The 21,556-nt window shown below is 33.7% G+C and carries 27 protein-coding genes; 24 read left to right on the top strand and 3 right to left on the bottom strand.

The annotated features are described in order from the left end of the window. Positions 1 to 30: 30 nt before the first annotated feature. A complete protein-coding gene (locus MP478_RS12310; protein WP_257200618.1) occupies positions 31 to 729 on the bottom strand; it encodes a LytTR family DNA-binding domain-containing protein in 699 nt (232 codons plus the stop codon). Next, positions 729 to 1,835 (bottom strand): sensor histidine kinase, encoded by a 1,107-nt coding sequence (locus MP478_RS12305; protein ID WP_257200617.1) that lies wholly within the window; start codon positions 1,833 to 1,835, stop codon positions 729 to 731. The genes MP478_RS12310 and MP478_RS12305 overlap by 1 nt, the downstream gene beginning before the upstream one ends. Before the next feature lie 151 nt (positions 1,836 to 1,986). Between MP478_RS12305 and MP478_RS12300 the strand changes: the two genes are divergently transcribed. The 13 genes from MP478_RS12300 to MP478_RS12240 all read left to right on the top strand — a co-directional run bounded on the left by MP478_RS12300 (position 1,987) and on the right by MP478_RS12240 (position 13,492). Next, on the top strand, positions 1,987 to 2,679 hold the full coding sequence (locus tag MP478_RS12300) for a DUF2490 domain-containing protein (RefSeq protein ID WP_257200616.1): 693 nt from the start codon (positions 1,987 to 1,989) through the stop codon (positions 2,677 to 2,679). Continuing rightward, entirely contained in the window at positions 2,624 to 3,985 is a 1,362-nt protein-coding gene (locus MP478_RS12295) for a CitMHS family transporter (protein ID WP_373691704.1), read from the top strand. The genes MP478_RS12300 and MP478_RS12295 overlap by 56 nt, the downstream gene beginning before the upstream one ends. Positions 3,986 to 4,075: 90 nt before the next feature. Then, the gene (locus MP478_RS12290) at positions 4,076 to 5,290 is read left to right on the top strand and encodes a cation:dicarboxylate symporter family transporter (protein ID WP_257200615.1); all 1,215 of its coding nucleotides are present in this window, start codon (positions 4,076 to 4,078) and stop codon (positions 5,288 to 5,290) included. 87 nt (positions 5,291 to 5,377) lie between these two features. Beyond that, positions 5,378 to 6,100, top strand: a complete 723-nt coding sequence (locus tag MP478_RS12285; RefSeq protein ID WP_257200614.1) for a hypothetical protein — start codon at positions 5,378 to 5,380, stop codon at positions 6,098 to 6,100. Between the two features lie 481 nt (positions 6,101 to 6,581). Beyond that, the gene (gene groES / locus MP478_RS12280; protein WP_045500963.1) at positions 6,582 to 6,860 is read left to right on the top strand and encodes a co-chaperone GroES; all 279 of its coding nucleotides are present in this window, start codon (positions 6,582 to 6,584) and stop codon (positions 6,858 to 6,860) included. A gap of 51 nt (positions 6,861 to 6,911) precedes the next feature. Further along, the gene (locus MP478_RS12275; RefSeq protein WP_257200613.1) at positions 6,912 to 7,268 is read left to right on the top strand and encodes a four helix bundle protein; all 357 of its coding nucleotides are present in this window, start codon (positions 6,912 to 6,914) and stop codon (positions 7,266 to 7,268) included. A gap of 68 nt (positions 7,269 to 7,336) precedes the next feature. Continuing rightward, positions 7,337 to 8,962, top strand: a complete 1,626-nt coding sequence (groL, locus tag MP478_RS12270; RefSeq protein ID WP_230038159.1) for a chaperonin GroEL — start codon at positions 7,337 to 7,339, stop codon at positions 8,960 to 8,962. Positions 8,963 to 9,217: 255 nt separating this feature from the next. Continuing rightward, a complete protein-coding gene (locus MP478_RS12265) occupies positions 9,218 to 10,117 on the top strand; it encodes a DUF4747 family protein (protein WP_257200612.1) in 900 nt (299 codons plus the stop codon). After that, complete coding sequence (locus MP478_RS12260) at positions 10,105 to 10,755, top strand: hypothetical protein (protein ID WP_257200611.1); 651 nt, start codon at positions 10,105 to 10,107, stop codon at positions 10,753 to 10,755. The genes MP478_RS12265 and MP478_RS12260 overlap by 13 nt, the downstream gene beginning before the upstream one ends. A 64-nt stretch (positions 10,756 to 10,819) precedes the next feature. Further along, complete coding sequence (locus tag MP478_RS12255) at positions 10,820 to 11,179, top strand: GNAT family N-acetyltransferase (protein WP_257200610.1); 360 nt, start codon at positions 10,820 to 10,822, stop codon at positions 11,177 to 11,179. Between the two features lie 200 nt (positions 11,180 to 11,379). Continuing rightward, a complete protein-coding gene (locus MP478_RS12250; RefSeq protein WP_257200609.1) occupies positions 11,380 to 11,985 on the top strand; it encodes a transposase in 606 nt (201 codons plus the stop codon). Between the two features lie 382 nt (positions 11,986 to 12,367). Continuing rightward, positions 12,368 to 12,817, top strand: a complete 450-nt coding sequence (locus tag MP478_RS12245) for a hypothetical protein (protein ID WP_257189789.1) — start codon at positions 12,368 to 12,370, stop codon at positions 12,815 to 12,817. 117 nt (positions 12,818 to 12,934) lie between these two features. Further along, positions 12,935 to 13,492: a hypothetical protein gene (locus MP478_RS12240; protein WP_257189790.1), complete on the top strand. Its 558-nt coding sequence runs from the start codon at positions 12,935 to 12,937 to the stop codon at positions 13,490 to 13,492. Positions 13,493 to 13,606: 114 nt separating this feature from the next. Here the strand turns inward: MP478_RS12240 and MP478_RS12235 are convergent, their stop codons facing one another. Next, positions 13,607 to 13,954, bottom strand: a complete 348-nt coding sequence (locus MP478_RS12235; RefSeq protein ID WP_257200608.1) for a helix-turn-helix domain-containing protein — start codon at positions 13,952 to 13,954, stop codon at positions 13,607 to 13,609. Between the two features lie 83 nt (positions 13,955 to 14,037). Here MP478_RS12235 and MP478_RS12230 point away from each other — a divergent pair, with 83 nt between their 5' ends. From MP478_RS12230 to MP478_RS12180, 11 genes are all read left to right on the top strand, one after another. Next, positions 14,038 to 14,547, top strand: a complete 510-nt coding sequence (locus tag MP478_RS12230) for a dihydrofolate reductase family protein (RefSeq protein ID WP_257200607.1) — start codon at positions 14,038 to 14,040, stop codon at positions 14,545 to 14,547. A 511-nt stretch (positions 14,548 to 15,058) separates the two neighbouring features. After that, positions 15,059 to 15,664, top strand: a complete 606-nt coding sequence (locus MP478_RS12225; protein ID WP_257200606.1) for a hypothetical protein — start codon at positions 15,059 to 15,061, stop codon at positions 15,662 to 15,664. Between the two features lie 13 nt (positions 15,665 to 15,677). Continuing rightward, positions 15,678 to 15,830: a hypothetical protein gene (locus MP478_RS12220; protein WP_257200605.1), complete on the top strand. Its 153-nt coding sequence runs from the start codon at positions 15,678 to 15,680 to the stop codon at positions 15,828 to 15,830. Positions 15,831 to 15,908: 78 nt separating this feature from the next. Then, the gene (locus MP478_RS12215) at positions 15,909 to 16,139 is read left to right on the top strand and encodes a T9SS type A sorting domain-containing protein (RefSeq protein WP_257200604.1); all 231 of its coding nucleotides are present in this window, start codon (positions 15,909 to 15,911) and stop codon (positions 16,137 to 16,139) included. Positions 16,140 to 16,218: 79 nt separating this feature from the next. Next, a complete protein-coding gene (locus tag MP478_RS12210) occupies positions 16,219 to 16,686 on the top strand; it encodes a hypothetical protein (protein ID WP_257200603.1) in 468 nt (155 codons plus the stop codon). A 220-nt stretch (positions 16,687 to 16,906) separates the two neighbouring features. Continuing rightward, positions 16,907 to 18,001: a hypothetical protein gene (locus MP478_RS12205; RefSeq protein WP_257200602.1), complete on the top strand. Its 1,095-nt coding sequence runs from the start codon at positions 16,907 to 16,909 to the stop codon at positions 17,999 to 18,001. A 118-nt stretch (positions 18,002 to 18,119) separates the two neighbouring features. Beyond that, positions 18,120 to 19,211, top strand: coding sequence for a T9SS C-terminal target domain-containing protein (locus MP478_RS12200; RefSeq protein ID WP_257200601.1), 1,092 nt, complete (start codon positions 18,120 to 18,122; stop codon positions 19,209 to 19,211). Positions 19,212 to 19,222: 11 nt separating this feature from the next. Then, entirely contained in the window at positions 19,223 to 19,762 is a 540-nt protein-coding gene (locus tag MP478_RS12195; RefSeq protein ID WP_257200600.1) for an RDD family protein, read from the top strand. 167 nt (positions 19,763 to 19,929) lie between these two features. Continuing rightward, positions 19,930 to 20,055, top strand: coding sequence for a hypothetical protein (locus MP478_RS12190; protein WP_257200599.1), 126 nt, complete (start codon positions 19,930 to 19,932; stop codon positions 20,053 to 20,055). Further along, a complete protein-coding gene (locus MP478_RS12185) occupies positions 20,048 to 20,440 on the top strand; it encodes a DUF5071 domain-containing protein (RefSeq protein ID WP_257200598.1) in 393 nt (130 codons plus the stop codon). Before MP478_RS12190 ends, MP478_RS12185 begins: the two co-directional genes overlap by 8 nt. Before the next feature lie 186 nt (positions 20,441 to 20,626). Next, positions 20,627 to 21,553, top strand: a complete 927-nt coding sequence (locus MP478_RS12180; RefSeq protein ID WP_257200597.1) for a serine hydrolase — start codon at positions 20,627 to 20,629, stop codon at positions 21,551 to 21,553. The last annotated feature ends 3 nt before the right edge of the window (positions 21,554 to 21,556 follow it).

Genomic DNA, 21,556 nt, shown 5'->3' with positions numbered 1-21,556 from the left:
ATAATCTGTGGGAAACTTTACTAGGAAAAATTAATTCAGATAAGCTTTTAAAGAATTTTTATATGTTCTCCCAAGCGGAAGTTTCTCCCCGTCTTTAAGGTATACATTCGCGGTATCATAAGAACTGATGTGAGAGGACAATACTATATAGGATTTGTGAATCCTTATAAAGCCTAAGTTTTGAAACTTTTCTTCGAAATTAGACATTCGCTCAAGGATCATATATTTTTTCAAATGGGTAATCAGGATGATATATTCTCCAAATCCCTGAATCCATTTGATATCTTCCAGTAAAACTTTATTCATGATATAATTGGATTTGAACATAATAAAGTCTTCCTTCTTTTGATCTTTCGTAGATTTTTTAAACTGAAGAAAATCCTTTGCTTTGGTCACTGCTTTTCTAAAAGTTTCAAAGTCTACCGGTTTTACCAGGTAATGAACGACATCAAGTTCAAAAGCTTTTACAGCATACTGGGTTTCCAGTGTAAGAAATATACACAGGGGTTTATAGGGAAGCTGAAGTAAAAGTTCAATTCCGTTGATATAAGGCATATTAATGTCCAGAATTACGAGGTCTACTCTATTTTCCTTCAGGTATTCAAGGGCATCCTGAGGATTCTGAAATACTTCCAGCAGATCGACATCTTCCATCCGCTCACAATAATGCCGGATCAGTTCTAATGCCGGATATTCATCATCTACACTTACAATCGTCAGGTTGGCCATTACAGTTTAATTTTTAATATAGTCTGATACATATTGTTTTCCATACTTTCGGATATAAAAGTAAATCTCTCAGGATAATATTTTTTCAAAATACTGATCACCGCTTCATTTCCCAGCCCACTATCATTAAGATTACTGACCAGAGTCCTGTTTTGGGCAACGGAATTTCTGATATCGAATAAAAATTCATGATTCTCTATTGTATAGCTTAGTTTTATAAAGCTTCCCGCTTCTATACCCATCGCAGAATGTTTTAATGCATTTTCAAATAAGGTAAGACAAACAGACGGTGGTATTTCAATCAGGTCCAGGATTTCTTCATCTTCAATATCAAAACTGATATCCTGCAGGTTATTATATTTCAGCTGATAGAGTCCTTTGAGAGACTGGATCGAAGAAAATTCCTGTGAGATCGTAATATATTCTTTATTGGTGTCATAAATAACATATTGAAGTAATTTACTCAGGTGCAAAATAGATTCTGAAGTATTTTCGGATGGGGTAATACTCTTGGAATAAATATTATTAAGTGTATTCAATAAAAAATGAGGATTCAGTTTGGATTTCAGGAGATCAAGATACAGCTGATCTTTTTCTTCACCCAGATTTTTAAAATCCTGCTCAATAAGAAATTTATCTTTTGTTATTCCCAAAAATGAAGCAACAAGAATCACAATCCCCTGGACAGTATATACATTGTACAGAAATTTAGTATTGGAGAGGATTTCATTAAACTTCATATTAAATACAGCAGGTTCCAGTAAAATTCTGAAAAGACTTGAAACCAGAAAACATATCAAAGCATACAGAATAAATTCCGGGTATTTATTGGAAAGGTAAAACTGGGGAACCAGATAAAAATAGACCAGATAATAGATTCCTATATTCAGAATAAATGCAAACAATACACTCCATATCAATTCCGGAACATCTAAAAAGTAGTTTTCGGTGAAAAAAATAATAGCCAGGAACACCAAAAAGAAAAAAATATGCTGAAACCTCAGCAAAAATCCCCAGTGGTATTTCATGAGCGTTTCCAAAACCTTCGCATTAAATAAGATCCTGAAAACCAATAATATAAATATGATATTTATCAGTAAAAACATCCGGTTAAATGAATTTTCCCATTTTTCAAATATAGCATCTTTTTACGCCAGATTGCAGTTCACTGATAAAAACAGCCATTGATTGAAAAATAAATTCCCGGCTTCTTCTTATAAATATATTTGAGACATCGGGATATTAATCAAATCTTACATGAAAATTAAATTACAATTAATTATAATCATAGTATTGGGATTCAGCAGGCTTGTTGATGCACAAAGCCGTGATAACTACAATATGTGGTTTCAGTACTTAATGTCAGCAAAACTGACTGATAAAAATACTTTGACAGCACTTTCTCAATACCGTTCTTTTGATATGGCTTATGATACAAGGCTTTTCCTGGTCTCTGCCTATGTAGATTATGAAGTTGCCAATGAGGTACGCCCTGCGGTGGGAGCTATGTTTTTGGTTCTGGACTCTTACCGCTCAGACAGCTCTAAAAAAGAAAGGTATGAAAAAAGGCCTTTCCAGCAGGTATCACTGGGAGGTAATATAGGAAGAACATCTATTTCTCACCGTTTCCGTGTGGAAGAACGTTTTATAAGCAATCCGGACGAATTTATTGTAAGACTGCGTTATCTTATTTCTCTGAGAATTCCTTTCAACAGAGCCGGAGAAAAAGAAAAGCTGTACGGTATTCTGAAAAATGAAATCAGGATGAATGTCGTGAAAGAAGACCCATTTGACAGCAATCGTCTGACAGCAGGAATAGGTATAAAAACCGGAAAAAATTCCGCAATAGAAGTTGCATTTATCAACCAGCTGGAAACCGGGTCTACCAGTAACTATGCCTATATCGGCTATAGAAACAGCTTCGACTGGAGAAAAAACAAAAACAAATAATCTAAATACACTCATTATTATGCTTACATTCCTTGGGTTTCTGATGATCATCATCTTTATGGTGCTTATCATGAATAAAAAAATGACTCCGCTTACCGCCCTGGTGATTATCCCTGTCACAGTGGCATTATTTGCTGGTTTTGGCCCTCACTTGGGGGAGATGATGAAAAACGGAGTTAAGGAAATAGCCCTTACCGGTGTTATGCTGATCTTTGCTATACTTTATTTCAGCTTAATGATAGACACCGGGCTTTTTGAGCCTCTCGTGAATCTTATTTTAAAAGCCGTTGGAGATAATCCTATCAAAACAACGATTGGAACAGCTATTCTTACCACACTGGTTTCATTGGACGGTGACGGTTCTTCTACTTATATTATTGTAGTGGCTGCCATGTTACCTCTTTACAAAAAACAAGGAATAAACCCACTCGTATTAACCTGTATTATCATGCTGGCCGGAGGAATTATGAATATTCTTCCATGGGGCGGCCCTACAGCCAGAGTAATGAGCTCCCTGAAACTGGGGCACACAGAAATTTTTGTACCTATGATTCCTATTATGGTACTGGGAATTGCCTGGGTTATATTTGTAGCCTATATTCTGGGAAGAAAGGAAAAGAAAAGAATTGCAAAACATGGGAAGTATACCCGTTATGCAGCCAGTGATATTACCGGTGAGTCGGATCCTAGGCTCCTGCGTCCCAAACTGATTTGGGTGAATCTCTGCCTTACCATTGTTCTTCTTACCGTTATGATTTTAGATATTGTTCCGCTGGGAATTGCCTTTATGATTGCTTTCTGTATAGCTTCTGTTATCAATTATCCTAAACTGAAAGACCAGCAGAAAATCATGTCTAAACATGCAGGAAATGCTTTATCGGTAGCAGGAATGATCTTTGGTGCAGGAATTTTCACCGGAATTCTTAACGGATCAGGTATTATGCAGGCAATGGGTAACAGCATGATAGAAATCGTTCCTAAAAGCTGGGGAGGTTATTTGAATATTATCACGGCTGTATTCAGTGTTCCTCTTACCTTTTTCCTTACCAATGATGCCTATTATTTTGGAATATTACCTATTGTTGAAGCCACAGGCCATCAGCTGGGAATTGCTCCTGATATTCTTGGGAGGGCAAGTCTTGTGGGGCAGGCTTCCCATCTGCTCAGTCCGTTGGTTCCTTCCACCTATTTATTGGTGTCATTGGCCGGGGTAGAATATTCAGACCACCTGAAATATACGTTGAAATGGGCTATCGGGTCATCGGTGATCATGTTGCTGGGCGCTCTCCTTCTCGGGACCATCTGATCTGTTTTTTTTCATAATTATTAAGTTTCAACGTTATAATGATGCCCTAGTTTATATATTTGTTGTATAAAGACCGCATATCTTCCACGAATGAATCTCTTACAGTCTCAGAAAACATTTACCGGCAGGTACCTGAAAAATCTTACCTTATATGTATTCACAGCCATTATAGGCGGAGTACTGACAGGTCATTATGCTCCGGAAGCAAGCATAAAGCTGGGCGTGGTAAGCCGGTATTTCTTCATCATTCTGGAGTCTATTATCCTACCCATTATTTTTATGGCAATTATGTACGGGATATGCCAGCTTTCTGATATTAAAAATGCAACACGCATCGTATGGCAAACGATTTTATATTTTCTTATCATCAGCTCAATAGCTATTGTACTGGGATTTATCTTTGGCTCCATCATACAGCCGGGCGCTGACACAGGCATTAATACCAGCAAAATCAATACGTCTCTTCCCAAAACTTTCGAAATAAAAGATGGAAAAATTTCTACCATTTTATACCTGAACAGACACGGCCTATTTCTTATTCTGTCCATAGTCCTGGGAATATCCATGAATCTTTCAAAAGGAAGGAAGAAGTTTTTGAAACTGCTGGATAAGGGGTTAAGCATTTTTTATATTTTTATTAAATATCTCTATCTTGTTCTTCCCATCATCATCTTTTGTAATATTGCTTACGGAGTAGCTATCTATGGGATCAATACCCTGTTGCCGCTTAGTAAAGTGGTGGCTACGGTATATCTGGCAGACATTGTCTTTATTTTCGGAATATTAGGATTGATCTCCTACCTTTTCAAATTCAACCTGCTCAAATTCCTGCTTAATATCAAGGAGGAAATTATCCTGGTCATTACTACCTCTACTTCCAAAACAGCATTCCCATTAATTTTTGAAAAAATGGAGTCTGAGGGCTACAGCAGGAAGATTTTAAGATTTATTATTCCTTTAGGCTATAACTTCAATCTGGCAGGAGCCTGTATTTATATTTCGGTAACCTGTTGTTTCCTTGTTCAGTTTTATAATATCTCACTGACGATTAATGATTATATCTGGCTGTTTATCATTATTTCTTTTACCTCAAAAACAGCGTCAGGAGTTCCCGGTTCCGGATTTTTAGCTCTTATATTTACCCTGAACAGATTTGGAAAAATACCCCTTACAGATTTAGCTCTGCTTTACAGCGTAGACCGTTTTATGAATGAAGCCAGATCAGTCACCAACTTTATAGGCATTGCAGTAGCCGGAGCCATTATTTCAAAATTCAACCAGCAGCAGAAAAAAGTTCTACCATAGTTTCAACAGATTAACCTATCATAGATTTAAAAGCTTAATCAAAATGTAACTTTTTGAAAGCCAAAACTACTTATCAGCAAAAAAGCTATGAAAACATTTCTGATCCTTTTGCTCATAGGCAGTACTCATGTATTTTCACAACAACTGCTTACCCCATCCAATACCAGTATTGATCTCCAGCTCATACAGGACGAAACATCTGAAGCAGTATGGTATGCTGAAAATGCCGGTCAAAAAATAAAAATCGGTAACATTACTACCCAGATTAAAAAATTAAACACAACAGATCTGCTCATAGAGACCACCGTAAAAATGAAGCAGATGCCCAATACCCCTTGGGTAGATTCCACCCTTGTGAAAACCGCCAATCTTCAGCCGATACGCCATTCATCCTTTAATATGAACCGCGATATGGTTTTTACCTACCACAAAAACAAAGTAACCGGGTATTATCTTGATAAGAAAACTCAGAAAAAAGATGATATTGACATGCCTGCTACCCATTATTTTGACAGCAGCAGTTATCCGACACTGATCAGGTTTCTACCCTTGAAAGAACACTACACCGCAGAAATTTCCATTTTTGATTATAATCCCAATGCGGTAAAGAAAGGAATAATGAAAGCCTACATCCAAAGTGTAGAAAAAGGGGACTATCAGCATAAAAAAGTATGGATCGTAAAAACCGCTGACGACATTACAGAAAAAACAACGACTGTAACCTATTATATTGATTCTGAAACACGGAAAATCCTCAAACAGGACATTGAATCGGGAACAAGAAAAATGTCAATAGAAACAATACAATAAATAAAAAAATATCATTTAACACCTGATAACCAAATCATTATTTTCAAAAAAAACACAAAAACATATCACACATTAAGGAAAAATATTTATATTTGATCCACTAAACACCAAATGTCAAAAACCTGATTGACGTTAAATGTTCAGGAATTGTACACCTTATATATTATTAACTATGAAAAATGCTAAATTATTAAGCAGAGATGCTCAGAAATCAATCAACGGCGGCGCTATAGGACGCTTTTGCTGTGAATACAATTACAAAGGACAATGTATCCTATGGATTGGACCCGGACAATATTGCCCATAGTAAAAACCAACTCATAGTGTTCAATAAAAGCCGGAAGATTTTCCGGCTTTCTGTTTTTATTTTTCTGCCAAATTTTCACATCCCCCGACAAAAATCTGCCATTTCATCCACTGACCCCTGATGGCATACATTTAGAGAATTATACTACAGAAATACTTAAAAAATAAATATATTATGTCAGTAAACTTTAAACCATTAGCAGACAGAGTTCTAGTAGAGCCAATTGCTGCAGAAACTAAAACAGCATCAGGTATTATTATCCCGGACACTGCAAAGGAAAAGCCGCAAGAAGGTACTGTAGTGGCAGTAGGTCCTGGTAAAAAAGATGAACCTACAACTGTTCAGGTAGGTGACAAAGTTCTTTATGGAAAATATTCAGGTTCTGAATTGAAATTGGAAGGAAAAGATTACTTAATTGTAAAAGAAGCTGATTTATTGGGAATTATCGGGTAAGCTTCTAGCTATTGGCTTCTGGCAAATGGCCTTCTACATAGAATTTAATTCATGAGAGATTTTAAAAAATTTGAAGTTTGGCAATTAAGTCATCAATTGACTTTAAAAGTATATACTTCAACCAAAAACTTTCCGAAAGAAGAAGTTTTTGGACTTACTTCTCAAATAAGAAGATCATTTGCGTCAATTGGATATAATATTTCAGAAGGAAGCGGCAGAAATTCAGATAAGGAATTCGCCCATTTCATCAATATTGCATTAGGATCATCCAATGAAGCCGAAAACCAATTAATTCTTGCTAAAGATTTGGGATACATTCATGAAAATGATTATCAAAATATTTTGGAAGAATTAACAATACTGAAAAAGAAGCTTATAACATTGTGGAATAAGCTAAAAGTAAACTAAAATTAAAAATCAAATTGCGACTTGCATAAAGCCAAAAGCTAACAGCCAGTCGCCAAAAGCTAAACAATATGGCAAAAGAAATAAAATTCGATATTGAATCAAGAGACGCGTTAAAGAGAGGTGTTGATGCATTGGCTAATGCAGTAAAAGTAACTTTAGGTCCTAAAGGTAGAAACGTAGTAATCGAAAAATCTTTCGGTGCTCCTCACGTAACTAAGGATGGTGTTTCTGTAGCAAAAGAAATCGAACTTGAAGACAGAGTAGAAAATATGGGAGCGCAAATGGTAAAAGAAGTTGCGTCCAAAACTAATGATATCGCAGGAGACGGTACTACTACCGCTACTGTTTTGGCACAGGCTATCGTAAGAGAAGGTCTTAAGAATGTAGCTGCTGGTGCTAACCCAATGGATCTTAAAAGAGGAATCGACAAAGCAGTAACTGCTGTTGTTGAAAACCTTAAATCTCAATCTAAAACAGTTGGAGATTCTACAGAAATGGTGAAGCAGGTAGCTTCAGTTTCTGCGAACAACGACGAAACTATCGGATCTTTGATCGCTGAAGCTTTCGGAAAAGTAGGTAAAGAAGGGGTAATCACGGTAGAAGAAGCTAAAGGTATCGATACAACTGTAGATGTTGTAGAAGGTATGCAGTTTGACAGAGGATACCAGTCTCCATACTTCGTGACTAACCCTGAGAAAATGGTAGCTGAAGTAGAAAACCCATATATCCTTTTAGTAGAGAAGAAAATTTCTTCAATGAAAGAATTGCTTCCGGTTCTTGAGCCAATTGCACAAGGTGGTAAGTCTCTATTGATTATCTCTGAAGAAGTGGAAGGTGAAGCTTTAGCTACTTTAGTGGTAAACAAATTAAGAGGTTCTCTTAAAATTGCTGCTGTAAAAGCTCCAGGATTTGGAGACAGAAGAAAAGCAATGTTAGAAGATATCGCGATCCTTACTGGTGGACAGGTAATTTCTGAAGAGCAAGGTTTTACGATGGAAAACATCTCTTTAGATATGCTTGGAACAGCTGAGAAAGTAACAATCGATAAAGACAACACAACAATCGTAAACGGTGGTGGTGATGAAGCGAAAATCAAAGGAAGAGTAGCTCAGATCAAAGCTCAGATGGAAACTACAACTTCTGACTACGACAGAGAGAAACTTCAGGAAAGATTAGCTAAGTTAGCTGGTGGTGTTGCTGTACTTTATGTAGGAGCAGCTTCTGAAGTGGAAATGAAAGAGAAAAAAGACAGAGTAGACGATGCATTACACGCTACAAGAGCAGCTGTAGAAGAAGGTATCGTTGCAGGTGGTGGTGTTGCTTTAGTAAGAGCAATCTCTGCTTTGGAAAACCTTACCGGAATCAATGCTGACGAAACTACAGGGATTAAAATCGTTAAGAGAGCTATCGAGGAGCCATTAAGACAAATCGTTGCTAACGCAGGTGGTGAAGGTTCTGTAATCGTTGCTAAAGTAGCAGAAGGTTCTGGAGACTTCGGATACAATGCTAAAACTGACGAGTATGTTCACATGCTTGAAGCAGGTATCATTGACCCAACTAAAGTAACAAGAGTTGCCCTTGAAAATGCAGCTTCTGTATCTGGAATGCTTCTTACTACTGAGTGTGTAATCACTGAAGTGAAAAAAGACGAACCAGCTATGCCAATGGGTGGTGGAATGCCAGGAATGATGTAGTAGCAAGTTGCTAAGACAAATTTATATATGAACCGCTCTGCTTTTGTGGGGCGGTTTTTGTTTGAAATATGGTTTCCCGTAAGGAAATACTATATTTATATTTTATATTTAAAAATTAAAAATAGATAGCTAAAACCAAAACAACATTAACATAATTATATATTGGGTCAATGCGTAAATTTGGTTGTTATAAACAGTTTTCCAAAAATATACATATAATGAAATTTTATTATTTTCAATAAATTAATTAATACCATGTCACTAATTAAAAAAGATTACACTGAAGAACAGTTCAATATTATTAATATTAAAATTCACTCAAAAGAGGATAATAAACAGGCTTTGTATTCTCAAATGATTAATCAAATTTTTAATTTTACAGATTTCAATGTTAAAATTGGAAATAAGAATGGGTTAGTTTTAAAAAAAATTGATAAAAACCCAATTAATAAGTCATTACTAGGCAGTGAATTTTATGAACTTCAATATAAAAGTTATGAAATTTATGAATGTGAATTTATTAAGTATAAAATTGAAGATGAAAAAGATAAACATTATGATACTAAACGTAAAGAAATAAAACCAGGTAACCCAAATGCTGTTGTAAAACCAAACGCATACGAAATACCTTTTTATTTTATACCAGCAGTTCATAGACTATTACTTCCAATAAAATCAAAAGTCACTCCGAAACAAGTTGAATTATTTTTTAAGGAAGCATTACTTAAAATTTATGAAACTGAAAGCTACTTCAATATAGATATCGCAAAAAGTGTAGATGAAGTTGAAAAAATATTCAATTTCAAAACCTTGGACAAACTACAATTAGAAATTAGTTATACTAATGATGATTTGGGAGATGATGAAAAATTATTTATGGATACTTTATTAAAAGAATCAAATGTCAATAAATACAAAGCTGAATTCGATTCTGAAAAAAAGGAATCATTAAATTTAGATTCTAAGTTAATAAAAGGAGGAATTGAATTAAGTAAAGAAAATGGCACTCTAAAAGCAACTGGAACAAACTCATTTGATAACAAAGTGATTATAAATACAAAAAATGAATTTGAAAATTTTAAAATTAAAGTTAAAAAAGAAATTAATCCACTAATTTCTATTTTACGAGATTCATTAAGGAAATGGAGACTTTAAATAAAAAAGAAGAATTTGAAAATTCTTTTAAAGGTTTATTCAGTATAATTTGGAATAGAAAATTATACAAAAAACCTGTATACATAGTTTCTGGATTATTAATCATTTGTATTAATGTTTTATTCTTTTTTGTCAAAAATTTTATAACAGACAGAGAGTACTTTGATCTATTAAAAATTTATGTTACTACATTCTTACCTGCATTTGTAACATTTTGTGGATTTACAATGACCGCATATTCTTTAGTTGTAGGTTTTTTAAATTATGGAGTCTTCAAATCTACAATTGAAAAATTTTATAGTTTAAAAATTCGTACTGAACAATTGGGAAATGATAATAAACTTCCTAAGTTTTCAGTTTATCAACAAGCAATAGCATTATTTGCTTTGGCAATTTTAGTATTGTTAATTACTGTTTGTTATTTTCTAATTGTAAAATTCACTACTGAAATTCAATTTGAAATCGAATCCAAATTAGTAGAAGTATTTAATGCTATAAATTTACTAATCCTTATACTTTTAACTAATTATAGCTTTATATTAATTGTATATAACATTGTAAATATTTTTACATTAAGCCAATCTCTGAATAAGTTGATATATAAAGAAGAACTGGAAAAACTAACAAAGGACAAATAAAAACTTCTTATAAATGGTCTTAATTTAGCGAGAATAGGTATAACATAATTAAATTTTAAATCATATGGATCCACAACTAGGGACGATATTATCAAAAGCTCTATTAGACAATTCAAATTTTCTAAGTACATATAAAGAAGAGTATAAAATATATTTATATACAAATGACCTCTTATTTTTAATCGCAATAGATGAATCAAATTTAGTTTGTGGATGCTTTGAATTCACTCAAATAGAGCATGAAGACGAGGATAAAATTCAGTTAGCGCACATGTACGTATATGAGGGTTTTAAAGGATTAGGAATTGGAAAAGCAATATTAAAAGAAGCAGTAAACCTATGGAATATTTTTGAGCTTCCATCAAAGAATAGAATAATGAAGATACATACTATTATATTGAAGATGGAGAAAAATTTATTATAAGCTGCTTTCGAGAGAGTATTCTAACCGAACCAAAATTTAAAAATCCTGAAAATAATTAAAAAACTCCCCCCGCTGCGCAAAGTCTCCCGACTTTGAGCTAGCAATATAACAAAGTCAATCTTTAAAGGTTGACTTTATTTGTATAGTAAGACCTTCAATAGTTATTCTAAAATTTATATATTTAGAATAAAACAAACACAATGAAAGAAGGTTATATTATAAGAGATCAGGATAAACCTCATTTTATTACTTGTACAGTTATAGATTGGATTGATGTTTTTTCCCGAAAAACCTATAGAGATATCGTTATAGAAGCGCTAAAATATTGTATCAAAAATAAAGGAATGATAGTGTACGGCTATGTCATCATGACTAATCACATTCATTTAATAGTACAATCAAAAAGTCATAATTTATCAGATTTATTAAGAGACTTTAAAAAATTTACCGCCAAAAATATCCTGGAAAAAATCAAAAGTGAACCTGAAAGTAGAAAAGCGTGGATGTTAGAGAGATTCTCAAAAGCAATCGAAATGCATAATAGAAATAAGTGCTATCAATTTTGGCAATATGGGAATCATGCTGAGGAAATATTTACATCACATTTTATGTGGGATAAGTTAAATTATATCCATCTCAATCCTGTAAGGGCTGGATTTGTTGAAAAAGGATATCATTATCTTTATTCTTCAGCTGGTAATTATGTTTTTGGAAAAGGATTACTTGAGGTTGAGATTGCTGAAAATCCAGTCATAGATCCTACTAAGAAAAATGAATTTTGGAAATATAATAATTATGATGAATGAAAATAAGTGCTCAAAGTCGGGAGACTTTGCGCAGCGGAAAACCTCTATCGGGCATATACCGACAGCGGGATGATAAAAGTTGAGTATGACAAATATGACGAGGAGGATTACGAAGTATTTGAGGGAAATATTTATGTCTTCTTAATTAAGGAAATTAATAATTTAGAACAAGATTACCAGGAGTATATCAACGAAGGAAAATCATAACCCATTTTCACACAACCTTTCAATATGAATCCACAATAAAATCCTAGGTCTCCCCATTTCAGATTCTTTATCATTACCCCTGCTAAAATACCCACTCCCCATTTCCTATTCCCCAGATTTTACCTATATTTGTTTCTATAACGAGCAAATATGCAAAACTAATAACCGGCCGTTCATGAAACTCTATACTTTAATAGCAGTACTATTTTTGCTATTCTTCAGTTGTACTGAGAAAGGCAAATACATTGTCGGCCAGGAATGGCAGTACAAAACCCGTCCTACGGAAAAAAGCTCAATTCTTAAAATTTTAAAGATTGAGGAATATCCTAAAACCGGAAAAGTAATTCATATTTCCATCAGTGGTTTAAAAATGAGAAACCCTGCCAGTCCCAAAGGTTTTGCAGAATACATCAGCCATCTTCCTATTTCAGAAGAAGCTTTAGACAAAAGTGTCACTAGCCTGAAAAATAAGACAGGCAAAAAACCAGATTCCCTTGAAATGGACGGCTATTCTTACTGGAGAAAAGATTTTGACAAAGGAAATGCCGGGATATTTACCATTCCCGTTTCTGAAATTGTCGGGCAAATGGAAAAATCTATTGTTGCAGGGGATTATGTTAAGTAAATTTCCCAGATCATCCAGTTTCACACAATTCTCCCAACTTTGCGCAAATAAAATAATTATCCAAAATCAGGAAAGCTTCTAAAAACAAGCATTAGCAAAACAATAACAGAAAAAACAATGACATTTTTATTTACTGCAAGAGGAATATACGATAAGAACTATGAAGACGGAACGTCTTGGGATAAGTATATTGAATGGTCTAAACTAAGTCATCTCAAAGAACTTGTTTCGCTGGATGGAATGCTAAATGAAATTTTAGTTGAGCCAGACTATGATAATGCCAACGATTGGGATTATATTCACGTTATTGAACAATACCAAACAGGCTTTTTTACAACCCTTGATTTTGTATTTAAAAGATTAAGTTCGAAAGAAAAGTTCAATCTTCTGGCAGTTGTTGTAGCACCAGATCAGGAATGCAGCCAAATTAATATGGACGGGTTTGAATTTATAGGGTATGAACTGCTTGATCAAGATTTCAACATTAGTGCTTTGACTAATTGTGGTGGCTTCTTAGAAACATTTTTACCAACAGACCTAAACAACAAAGGACTTATTGACGAATTTGAAAAAGCATATGACATCAAAAAACGACTTCTGGAAAATAACCCTGATGAACACCATGCAGATACAAATGTAATTGCAGTTTGGAGGCATAAAACAACTGGCAGGTAAATAATTGACACTTGAAAATACTATCGTCGCTACCGCACGATTATATCGTGTGACTCTGGCTTTTAGATTACATTATTAAAATTTATAATACCATAACTTTTTAATTATATACAATCACTTCTCCTTTATTTTCTTTCTATGTTTCAAACCAAAATTAATTAAGGCATTGACAACATCTTCAGTTTCTTTGGCGTGTGTGGTAAGTGCATACGACACGGTAACAGGTTTGGTGTTATTAACCGTTCGGGTAATCAGTAAATTATCTTCCAGTTCCTGCAGCTCTCTGGATAGAACTTTTGGACTTATTCCCAGAGCTGTCTCCTGCAGATCTTTGAACCGCATTGTTTCGTAATGATACAAATTATGGAGAATACAGAATTTCCACTTGCCACCCAATAATTCAATGGCATCTTTAAGCGCCAATATTTTTTCTTTACTGATGTCATTTTTTTTGGCACTCATAGTATAGTTACTTTCCAAAAGGTAATGGATAGTAAAGGTAAAGTTTCTTTCACATAATTTTACACTGTAAAAAAAAAATAAAAATGAAAGTAACAGTAATTGCCAACATTTCGGCTAATGGTAAAGTATTATTATCCGATCATCCACATCATCAGTTGCCACCAGAAGCAATGGATTTTTATGTAGAATTCGCAAAAAAAGTTGGGAACCTTGTCATAGGTGTAAAAACCTTTGAAAATTTTTTAACCTTCCCACAGGAAGTCAAAGGACATTTCAGCGGAATAGAAATCGTAATACTTTCTGAAAAACCCTATACATCAAAAGGCTACAAAACCGTTGAGAGTCCCGAAGAAGCTATTGAATATATGTCAGAAAAGGGGTTGCACGAAATGGCAGTTGGCGGTGGAACACGTGCTTTTAATGCTTTTATAGACAAAGATTTGGTGACAGACATTTATTTTAATATTCATCCACTCATCACAGGAGTTGGCGGTGTTTTAGGAAACAACAGTGAACTGAACTCAAAATTTAAACATAAAGAATATAACCTTAAAGACGGTTTCCTTCAACTGCATCTAAGTAAAGAAGACTGAATAACAACGATCTAAAAAAGGTGAATACAGTCTCAGATATATTCTTGACGAAAAAAATATGAATAACCGAGATCAATTATTAACATTACAATCTATCTATTAACAGACCCTCGCTACCGCACGATTGTATCATATGGTTTTGGCTTTTAGATTATATTATTAGAATGTTTAATTTATAATACTTGAACCACATGAAAGGATTCGTGCGGTAGCGAGGGGGCAGCGGGGAGCTTACCGCAATATACCTGAAATAATATCGTCAATTCATACATTCATCTGACTAAAATGCTGGATGCTGCACACCTTATTCTTGAAAGTCGAAGAAAGAAATAAAGAGCGTTAAGCTGCTCAAAGTCTAGTGTGATCGTTGTTTTACATTTAATTCTACGTCATTGATGAAAACAATCTAAAAATATTAACACAATTGGATCTGTTTTATATTAGAGCAATGTGTAAATTTGGATATTATCTGCCATTTTGCAGAACATACAAACTGACAAAAAAATAAGATATGGGTTGGAAAGCATCAGCTATAATAATTAATAAACCGACACAGGTAGACAACGAAACGCTACTAACAGAGCTAGGATTTAATAATCTGACAAGAATTGAGGATGAGCCTTTTGAAGTTGCTATTAATCCTGATGACAACAAGGTTTATATCGGTTCATATAAAAACAACTTATTGGTTTGTGCATCCGGCATTCCAACGCAATTTTTTGACGAGAATGAAACCCCAATCGAAAAAACATTCAACCGGATTTTTCCAAATTCTGAAATTTGTTCAATAGTATTACATAGTGCAATTAACTTGTGGGGATATTCAGTGACAAAGAATGGAAAAAAAATAAGAGCAAGAGCAGGCAATTCAGATGATGGAACATTTGTGGAGATTGGTGAGCCGCTTGACGAAGAAAAAGAACTTTTAAGTAAATCTAAATTAGATGAAAACGGAAATAAAGTTTATGTATTAGACGAATTTCCTGACGAAACATTTAGTGAAGATCAGGTTGGAGAAAACTTTGTTTTTTTAATTTGTAAAAGATATTTTGATCAAAAGCTTGACAGTGCACACGATTTGCTCTTTAAAACAACTTTAACAGGATACCAGTATTGAAAAATCGAGCAAGATGAAATACAACCTTTTTAACAGGCAACAGAAGAAAAAGCTTGGTGAAAATTTTGGTAATCAGACTTTTCTGGCCTATTTTGATACCACAACCAATAAGGTACAGCAGTTATCCTCCAATATGATTCCCAGAAGACACTCTGACGTCTTTTAACCAAATCAGCTATTAAAAATACAGGTAGCAGATATCAGTGATAGTACACTTGCCAATACAACCAGTGAAAACCGCGTATTGGAAACAAAAGTTTATACCAATGCACATAGAGACGGTTTTATCATCAGCAATAAAAATAACAGCAATCAGTTTGCATACACGGTTTACTCCACAGATGGGAAGCAGGTCAGTAAAGGTTTTGCCTATTACAATAAAATGATAGATCTGTCCAGAGTACAGCCTGGAAATTATATTTTTAGTTTTAAAAATGAGAAAGGGATTTTGCAGCAGGTTAAAATTTTCAGATAATACCCCTAAATGCTATTGATGATAAATTGTGATCTGGAAACAAATTTTGAGTAATAAAATCATCTTTAAATTCTTAGATTTGAAAACTTATAACTACACTATGACTGCTCAGGAACTTGAATTATTATTATCTGCAAGAGTTCAAACATTTGATCTGAAAAAGACAGCATTCGAGACTCTTCATAAAATACTCTCAGAAAATCCTGAAGATGCAGTTGGTGGTTTTGAACTCAATGAAATCACCTTACAGTTTGACGGATATCAATATCTGGTCAACAAAAGATATAGTGGTCCAATTATCAGAACACGCATAGGCCTATATGTGAAAAACGAAATTTATCTTAGTGATTTGGAACCTATCGGTTATTACGAGCTTGAAACAGATTTGGATGGCGAAATTATTGACGATTGGTTTATCATAGAAAGTGAAAAGTATATAAAAGACATTGATATCATTTCACATTTTCAACACATGCATCAAAAGATGCCGCTTCAGTATTTGAAAAGAAATCATGTTCAGTATAAATTTATTCCTACATTTCCTTAGTAGGAACATTATTCATAAGCAAAGAATTTCAGGGAGCAGGAATCTTTATTCACAGAGCACAACTCTTTTTAGAAACAGATTCCCCCTCACTTGATGAAGTTTATTTAAAGGAGTCAAAGAAATTTTTGAAAATGATAAGTGATTATCTGATAGAAAATAATCTGATATCTGAAGAGTTGAAACAAAAATTAACCCAATAACCTTGGTCTCAAAATTACAAATGGAAGATATTTTTAGAAACTACGAAAAAACAATATCCCGAAAACACAGCATTGGCTTTACACCTAAATATAAAGAAGAATTCAGAACATTTGTGAACGAAGCTCTTTTCATCGCTATTGCAGAAAAAACATTTGAAAAACTAGGTTGGGATCTGGTGTATAAAGACGATTATAATGTAGAAGCAAAATATAAAGTTACAGGTTGGATAAACGGGCGTTGGACTGAAATTATTACAGCGAACTATAAGAATGGTAATGTTTCAGTAAAAAGTGAATCCTTAGGAAACGAAATATGGGATAATGGGAAAAATTCTAAAAGGGTTAAACTATTTATTTACGCTTATCAGGAAACCTTAAAGACTTTTAATATACAAGCACTTAAGGATCTCGAAAAGGAAATAGAAAAGAAAAACAATTGGGATGATTATATCATTCCTGAAACCCTACCACAACCCAGGCCAACAAAAACTCCAAATATAACATTACCAATTATTGGTGGCATATGCATTTCCTTGATAACCGGTTTTTTGGTCGCGCTGCTTTCGATAAAAGGGGTATACTTTATTGGATTATTTGAATTCCTTGTGGCAACAGCTCTTGTCTTTGTAATGAAGTATGTACTTAGATTCTCAAACTATACTGATTTTAATAAGTTACAGTATCTGTTTGGTGCAATGATACTTTTAACCTACATTTCAAACCAATATTTCCAATATGAAGTTATTTTGAATACAAATAATCTTGAGAGAATTGGATTTTTGAATTTTTTACACATAAGATTTTTACAAGGTTTTATAATAAACAAGATAAACACCGGATGGATTGGATGGATTGTTAGCTGGATTATACAGCTTGGGTTAACCGGTATTTTTGTATATTTCAAACTAGCTAATGCGCTTACAAAATATGTTATTGAAAGAGTACCGCCAGAAGTAGTTGACTTTACATTTTATCATCTGTTAAAAGATAAGTCAGAGGAGGAAGTCAGATCCGAGCTTGCTAAAAAGGGATGGTCGGATATACAACATCAAAATGAAGCTTTTGAAGCAATTGGAGGTCATCAAAATGTAGTAACATTGAGAAGGGTTAAGTAATACTAATTAAAACAAACACTAAATCATAAAGCCATTGAAAACAAAATTATTATTCCTTTTATTTTTGGGCTCATTGTCAGCCCATGCACAAACACTTTATTTTAAAAATCTCGCTAATATGTCTGCAGGTAGGGGTGCCATAACCAGTGTAATTGTAAATGACAATATATATGTGAGCAATGGATATCAGGAAAAAGGAGGTATCGCCAATTATATTGAGAAATATAATATTACTGATAACAGCTGGAGTATTCTCAATTCTACTCTATTTACCAAAAAATTTGCTAATTCTGAGACTTATAATAATAAAATATATATTTTTAATGGTTGGGGAAATAGCCATCTTGAAATTGTAGACCTTGCCACCAATACAATAACGAAGGGGGCTGTTAATCGTTCCTATACAGGAAATGCAGGTTCTGCCATCCATAATGGCAAAATATATGTGTTTGGTGGCAGCGGATTAAGCGGAGCCAAAAACACCGTATTTTCTAATAAATTTCAGGTGTACGATATCGCTTCAAATACCTGGAATTCATTACCGGATATGCCCACAGCCAGAGAAACAAAGGGCAAAATTGTTAATGATAAGCTTTATGTCATTGGTGGTTTTAACGGTACCCCATCCCGTCTGATCAATGTATACGACCTCAACACTAATCTTTGGATCAAGCAATATACAATGCCTGCTGGTATATCGGGACACGCATTAGCAGTATCCGATAATAAGATTTTTATTGTAGGTGGTTTTAATAATCAAACTTTTCTGGCCTATTTTGATACGACAACCAATACATTCCATCAGTTATCATCCAATATGATTCCCAGAAGACATGCTGCAGCGGAAGTATATAACAATAAACTGTACATCATCGGTGGAAGTACAACGTCTCTCACCAGCTCAGCTATTAAAAGCATACAAGTGGCAGATATTAGTGAGAGTATACTTTCTGCAAATACATCCAATGAAGATCATGAAACTAAAACAAGGGTCTATACCAATGCAGCCAGAGATGGTTTTGTAATCAGTAATAAAAATAATAGCAATCAATTCGAATACACCATTTTCTCAATGGATGGAAAACCAATCAGCACAGGGTTTGCCTATTATAATAAAAATATAGATTTATCAAAAGTCCGAAGTGGAATTTACTTTTTTAGTTATAAAAATGAAAAGGGGGTTTTACAACAGGTTAGAATTGTAAGATAATCCTTTCCCCCTTGAGAGTATCAGAATTAAAAGTTCACAGAATAATTCGTAGACAATCAAAAATAGTTGACAAGTATGGCAATAGAATTTTTGAAGAATATGAATATGATTTCAAATACAATCCCTATTTTAAGAATAGTGAAATGCAAAGATTATTTGCAAAAATCATTGATATATTGCCATTTATTTTAATCTTAATTTTTCTTTGTAACCTGACAGCTCTTCAAAGTTTATTGTGGTCTGTTGTACTAGTTATGATGTATGGAGCAATTAGTGAAACTATCTTTGGAAAAACTTTAGGAAAAAAAATATTTAATCTAATCGTAATCGATGATTTTGCCCATAAACCATCATTATCAAGATCATTAAAACGAAATATTCTCTGCTTAATAAATTTCTTTCCCACATTTACAGATCAACAAGACAGAACTGGAGTTTGGATAACAGTAATGAATTTTAATATGTATTTAAATAACAAATTTGCGAGGACCTATATTATAAAAGAAAAAATGTTGAAAGAAATAGAAGAAATGCTGGAAAAGCAAGCATAAAGATTGTGAAAAGTAAATTCAGAATTTAAGAATGCAGAACTTTAAAAAATCATTTCAAATAGTGTATGGATAAATGTATAGTTGCCCGATTTTTTTTTTTAAGCTCCTTCTGCTAATAGTAAAAAACAATAACTGGCAATCGCACACTAAAAAACACTATGATTAAAATGAATTTAAACTTTAGTGATATGAGCTACGCAAAGTCTTCCGACTTTGCCAGTAAAATAGGTAATCCAAAGTTTGGAGACTTCGGAGAGCAAGCAGAAATTATAAAAACAGCTAAAAATGATTAAAAATATTAAAGATTTAATTCCAAAAAATAAAGATGATTTATCTACAGCTGAAAAACTAACCAACTATTCCTACGACGATGTAAAAGAAATTATTCCGAATTTACTCGAATGGCTGCAAGACTTTAACTGGCCAGTGGCAAAACCTGTTTCAGAATACTTAGAAAGCATCAATGATAAAATTACAACAGACTTACTTTCGATTTTAAGAAGCAACGAAGATGAAGTATGGAAATATTGGATTATTACTATTTTTGGCCCTATAACTCAAAGTCATACTATCAAAAATGAAATAATTCGGATTGCTACTTCTCCAACAAAAAATGAGATCATTCAAGAAGTAGATGAAGTTGCGAAAGGAATTGTGAATAATAGAAATTGGATATAAAAAACTATTGACACCCAATTCCTCAAAGTCTTACGACTTTGAGCAAAATAAAAAATTCTCAAAATCACGAACAAAAAACTAAACATGCAATCTTGTAAACAACTCCTCTTACTTTCCATTATTCTGTTACTTCTAACGAATAATACATGGGCACAAACAAACAGGATCAACCAAATTGATTCTCTGATGAAACGGTCAAATCAGATGGGTGACTTTAACGGAAATGTTTTAGTGTCAGAAAATAGTAGAATTATTTACCATGCTTCTTTCGGCTTCACTGATGCTACAAAAACAAAGAAATTAACAACTGATTACAGGTTTAATATTGGTTCTATTACCAAAGAATTTAGTGGTGTCGCATTGCTTCAATTGCAGGAACAGGGAAAATTAAAAATAGAAGATCATGTTTCCCAATATATTCCGGAATTACCCAAATGGGCCAGTGAAGTCACCATAAAAGATTTGTTACAGTATACAAGCGGACTACCCAATGTAAATTGGAAAAAAATTAAAAATAATAAGGACATTTTCGATGATTTAAAATTAATTGACAAACTAGATTTTGTTCCAGGAACTCAATACGATTACAACATGAATAATGTTTTTCTAAGACAGTTTATTTTGGAGCGGATTACGGGAATGCCTTTTAACCTGTATGCAGAAAAGTTCATTTTTAAGCCTTGTAAAATGACATCTTCTGTAATGACTCCTTTTGAAAATGAAAACAACATTGCCAAAGGATTTAATAATGATTCAGTGGCAGACAAAGCGGATCTGCCCCTAACAGGAGGAACTTACTTAACGACTCTGGATTTACTGAAATGGTCAGGCTGTCTTCATTCCAATAAAGTCATCAACGCAGATTCATTATTTGAGCTGGGGCAGCAATTTAACCTACCGGAAACTCAATCTTCTCTAGGACAGGCAAAATTTAAAAACAGAAAACTAATTGAGCATGTACACGATGGGAGATACGGAAACTATGAAGCCTTATTAGTTTCTGATCTCAATAAAAAGCTGACTATTATTCTGCTAGGAAACAATCACAACGGAAAATTATTTGAAATTTCTGATGCTATTGCAGGAATTTTGAAAAACAAAAAAGAAAGATAAGAT

Origin of the sequence: Chryseobacterium sp. WG14 (genome assembly GCF_024586945.1) — a bacterium.
Lineage (GTDB): Bacteria > Bacteroidota > Bacteroidia > Flavobacteriales > Weeksellaceae > Chryseobacterium.
This window is presented reverse-complemented; position numbering and strand designations above follow the sequence as displayed.

Coding starts and splice junctions, on each gene's coding strand:
- MP478_RS12260 (WP_257200611.1), top strand. CDS start 10,105: ATGGAGACTTTAAATAAAAAAGAAGAATTTGAAAATTCTTTTAAAGGT.
- MP478_RS12250 (WP_257200609.1), top strand. CDS start 11,380: ATGAAAGAAGGTTATATTATAAGAGATCAGGATAAACCTCATTTTATT.
- MP478_RS12290 (WP_257200615.1), top strand. CDS start 4,076: ATGAATCTCTTACAGTCTCAGAAAACATTTACCGGCAGGTACCTGAAA.
- MP478_RS12265 (WP_257200612.1), top strand. CDS start 9,218: ATGTCACTAATTAAAAAAGATTACACTGAAGAACAGTTCAATATTATT.
- MP478_RS12295 (WP_373691704.1), top strand. CDS start 2,624: ATGCCTATATCGGCTATAGAAACAGCTTCGACTGGAGAAAAAACAAAA.
- MP478_RS12205 (WP_257200602.1), top strand. CDS start 16,907: ATGGAAGATATTTTTAGAAACTACGAAAAAACAATATCCCGAAAACAC.
- MP478_RS12200 (WP_257200601.1), top strand. CDS start 18,120: ATGTCTGCAGGTAGGGGTGCCATAACCAGTGTAATTGTAAATGACAAT.
- MP478_RS12305 (WP_257200617.1), bottom strand. CDS start 1,835: ATGTTTTTACTGATAAATATCATATTTATATTATTGGTTTTCAGGATC.
- groL (WP_230038159.1), top strand. CDS start 7,337: ATGGCAAAAGAAATAAAATTCGATATTGAATCAAGAGACGCGTTAAAG.
- MP478_RS12220 (WP_257200605.1), top strand. CDS start 15,678: ATGAAATACAACCTTTTTAACAGGCAACAGAAGAAAAAGCTTGGTGAA.
- MP478_RS12275 (WP_257200613.1), top strand. CDS start 6,912: ATGAGAGATTTTAAAAAATTTGAAGTTTGGCAATTAAGTCATCAATTG.
- MP478_RS12240 (WP_257189790.1), top strand. CDS start 12,935: ATGACATTTTTATTTACTGCAAGAGGAATATACGATAAGAACTATGAA.
- MP478_RS12235 (WP_257200608.1), bottom strand. CDS start 13,954: ATGAGTGCCAAAAAAAATGACATCAGTAAAGAAAAAATATTGGCGCTT.
- MP478_RS12300 (WP_257200616.1), top strand. CDS start 1,987: ATGAAAATTAAATTACAATTAATTATAATCATAGTATTGGGATTCAGC.
- MP478_RS12285 (WP_257200614.1), top strand. CDS start 5,378: ATGAAAACATTTCTGATCCTTTTGCTCATAGGCAGTACTCATGTATTT.
- MP478_RS12245 (WP_257189789.1), top strand. CDS start 12,368: ATGAAACTCTATACTTTAATAGCAGTACTATTTTTGCTATTCTTCAGT.
- groES (WP_045500963.1), top strand. CDS start 6,582: ATGTCAGTAAACTTTAAACCATTAGCAGACAGAGTTCTAGTAGAGCCA.
- MP478_RS12190 (WP_257200599.1), top strand. CDS start 19,930: ATGAATTTAAACTTTAGTGATATGAGCTACGCAAAGTCTTCCGACTTT.
- MP478_RS12185 (WP_257200598.1), top strand. CDS start 20,048: ATGATTAAAAATATTAAAGATTTAATTCCAAAAAATAAAGATGATTTA.
- MP478_RS12180 (WP_257200597.1), top strand. CDS start 20,627: ATGAAACGGTCAAATCAGATGGGTGACTTTAACGGAAATGTTTTAGTG.
- MP478_RS12230 (WP_257200607.1), top strand. CDS start 14,038: ATGAAAGTAACAGTAATTGCCAACATTTCGGCTAATGGTAAAGTATTA.
- MP478_RS12310 (WP_257200618.1), bottom strand. CDS start 729: ATGGCCAACCTGACGATTGTAAGTGTAGATGATGAATATCCGGCATTA.
- MP478_RS12225 (WP_257200606.1), top strand. CDS start 15,059: ATGGGTTGGAAAGCATCAGCTATAATAATTAATAAACCGACACAGGTA.
- MP478_RS12255 (WP_257200610.1), top strand. CDS start 10,820: ATGGATCCACAACTAGGGACGATATTATCAAAAGCTCTATTAGACAAT.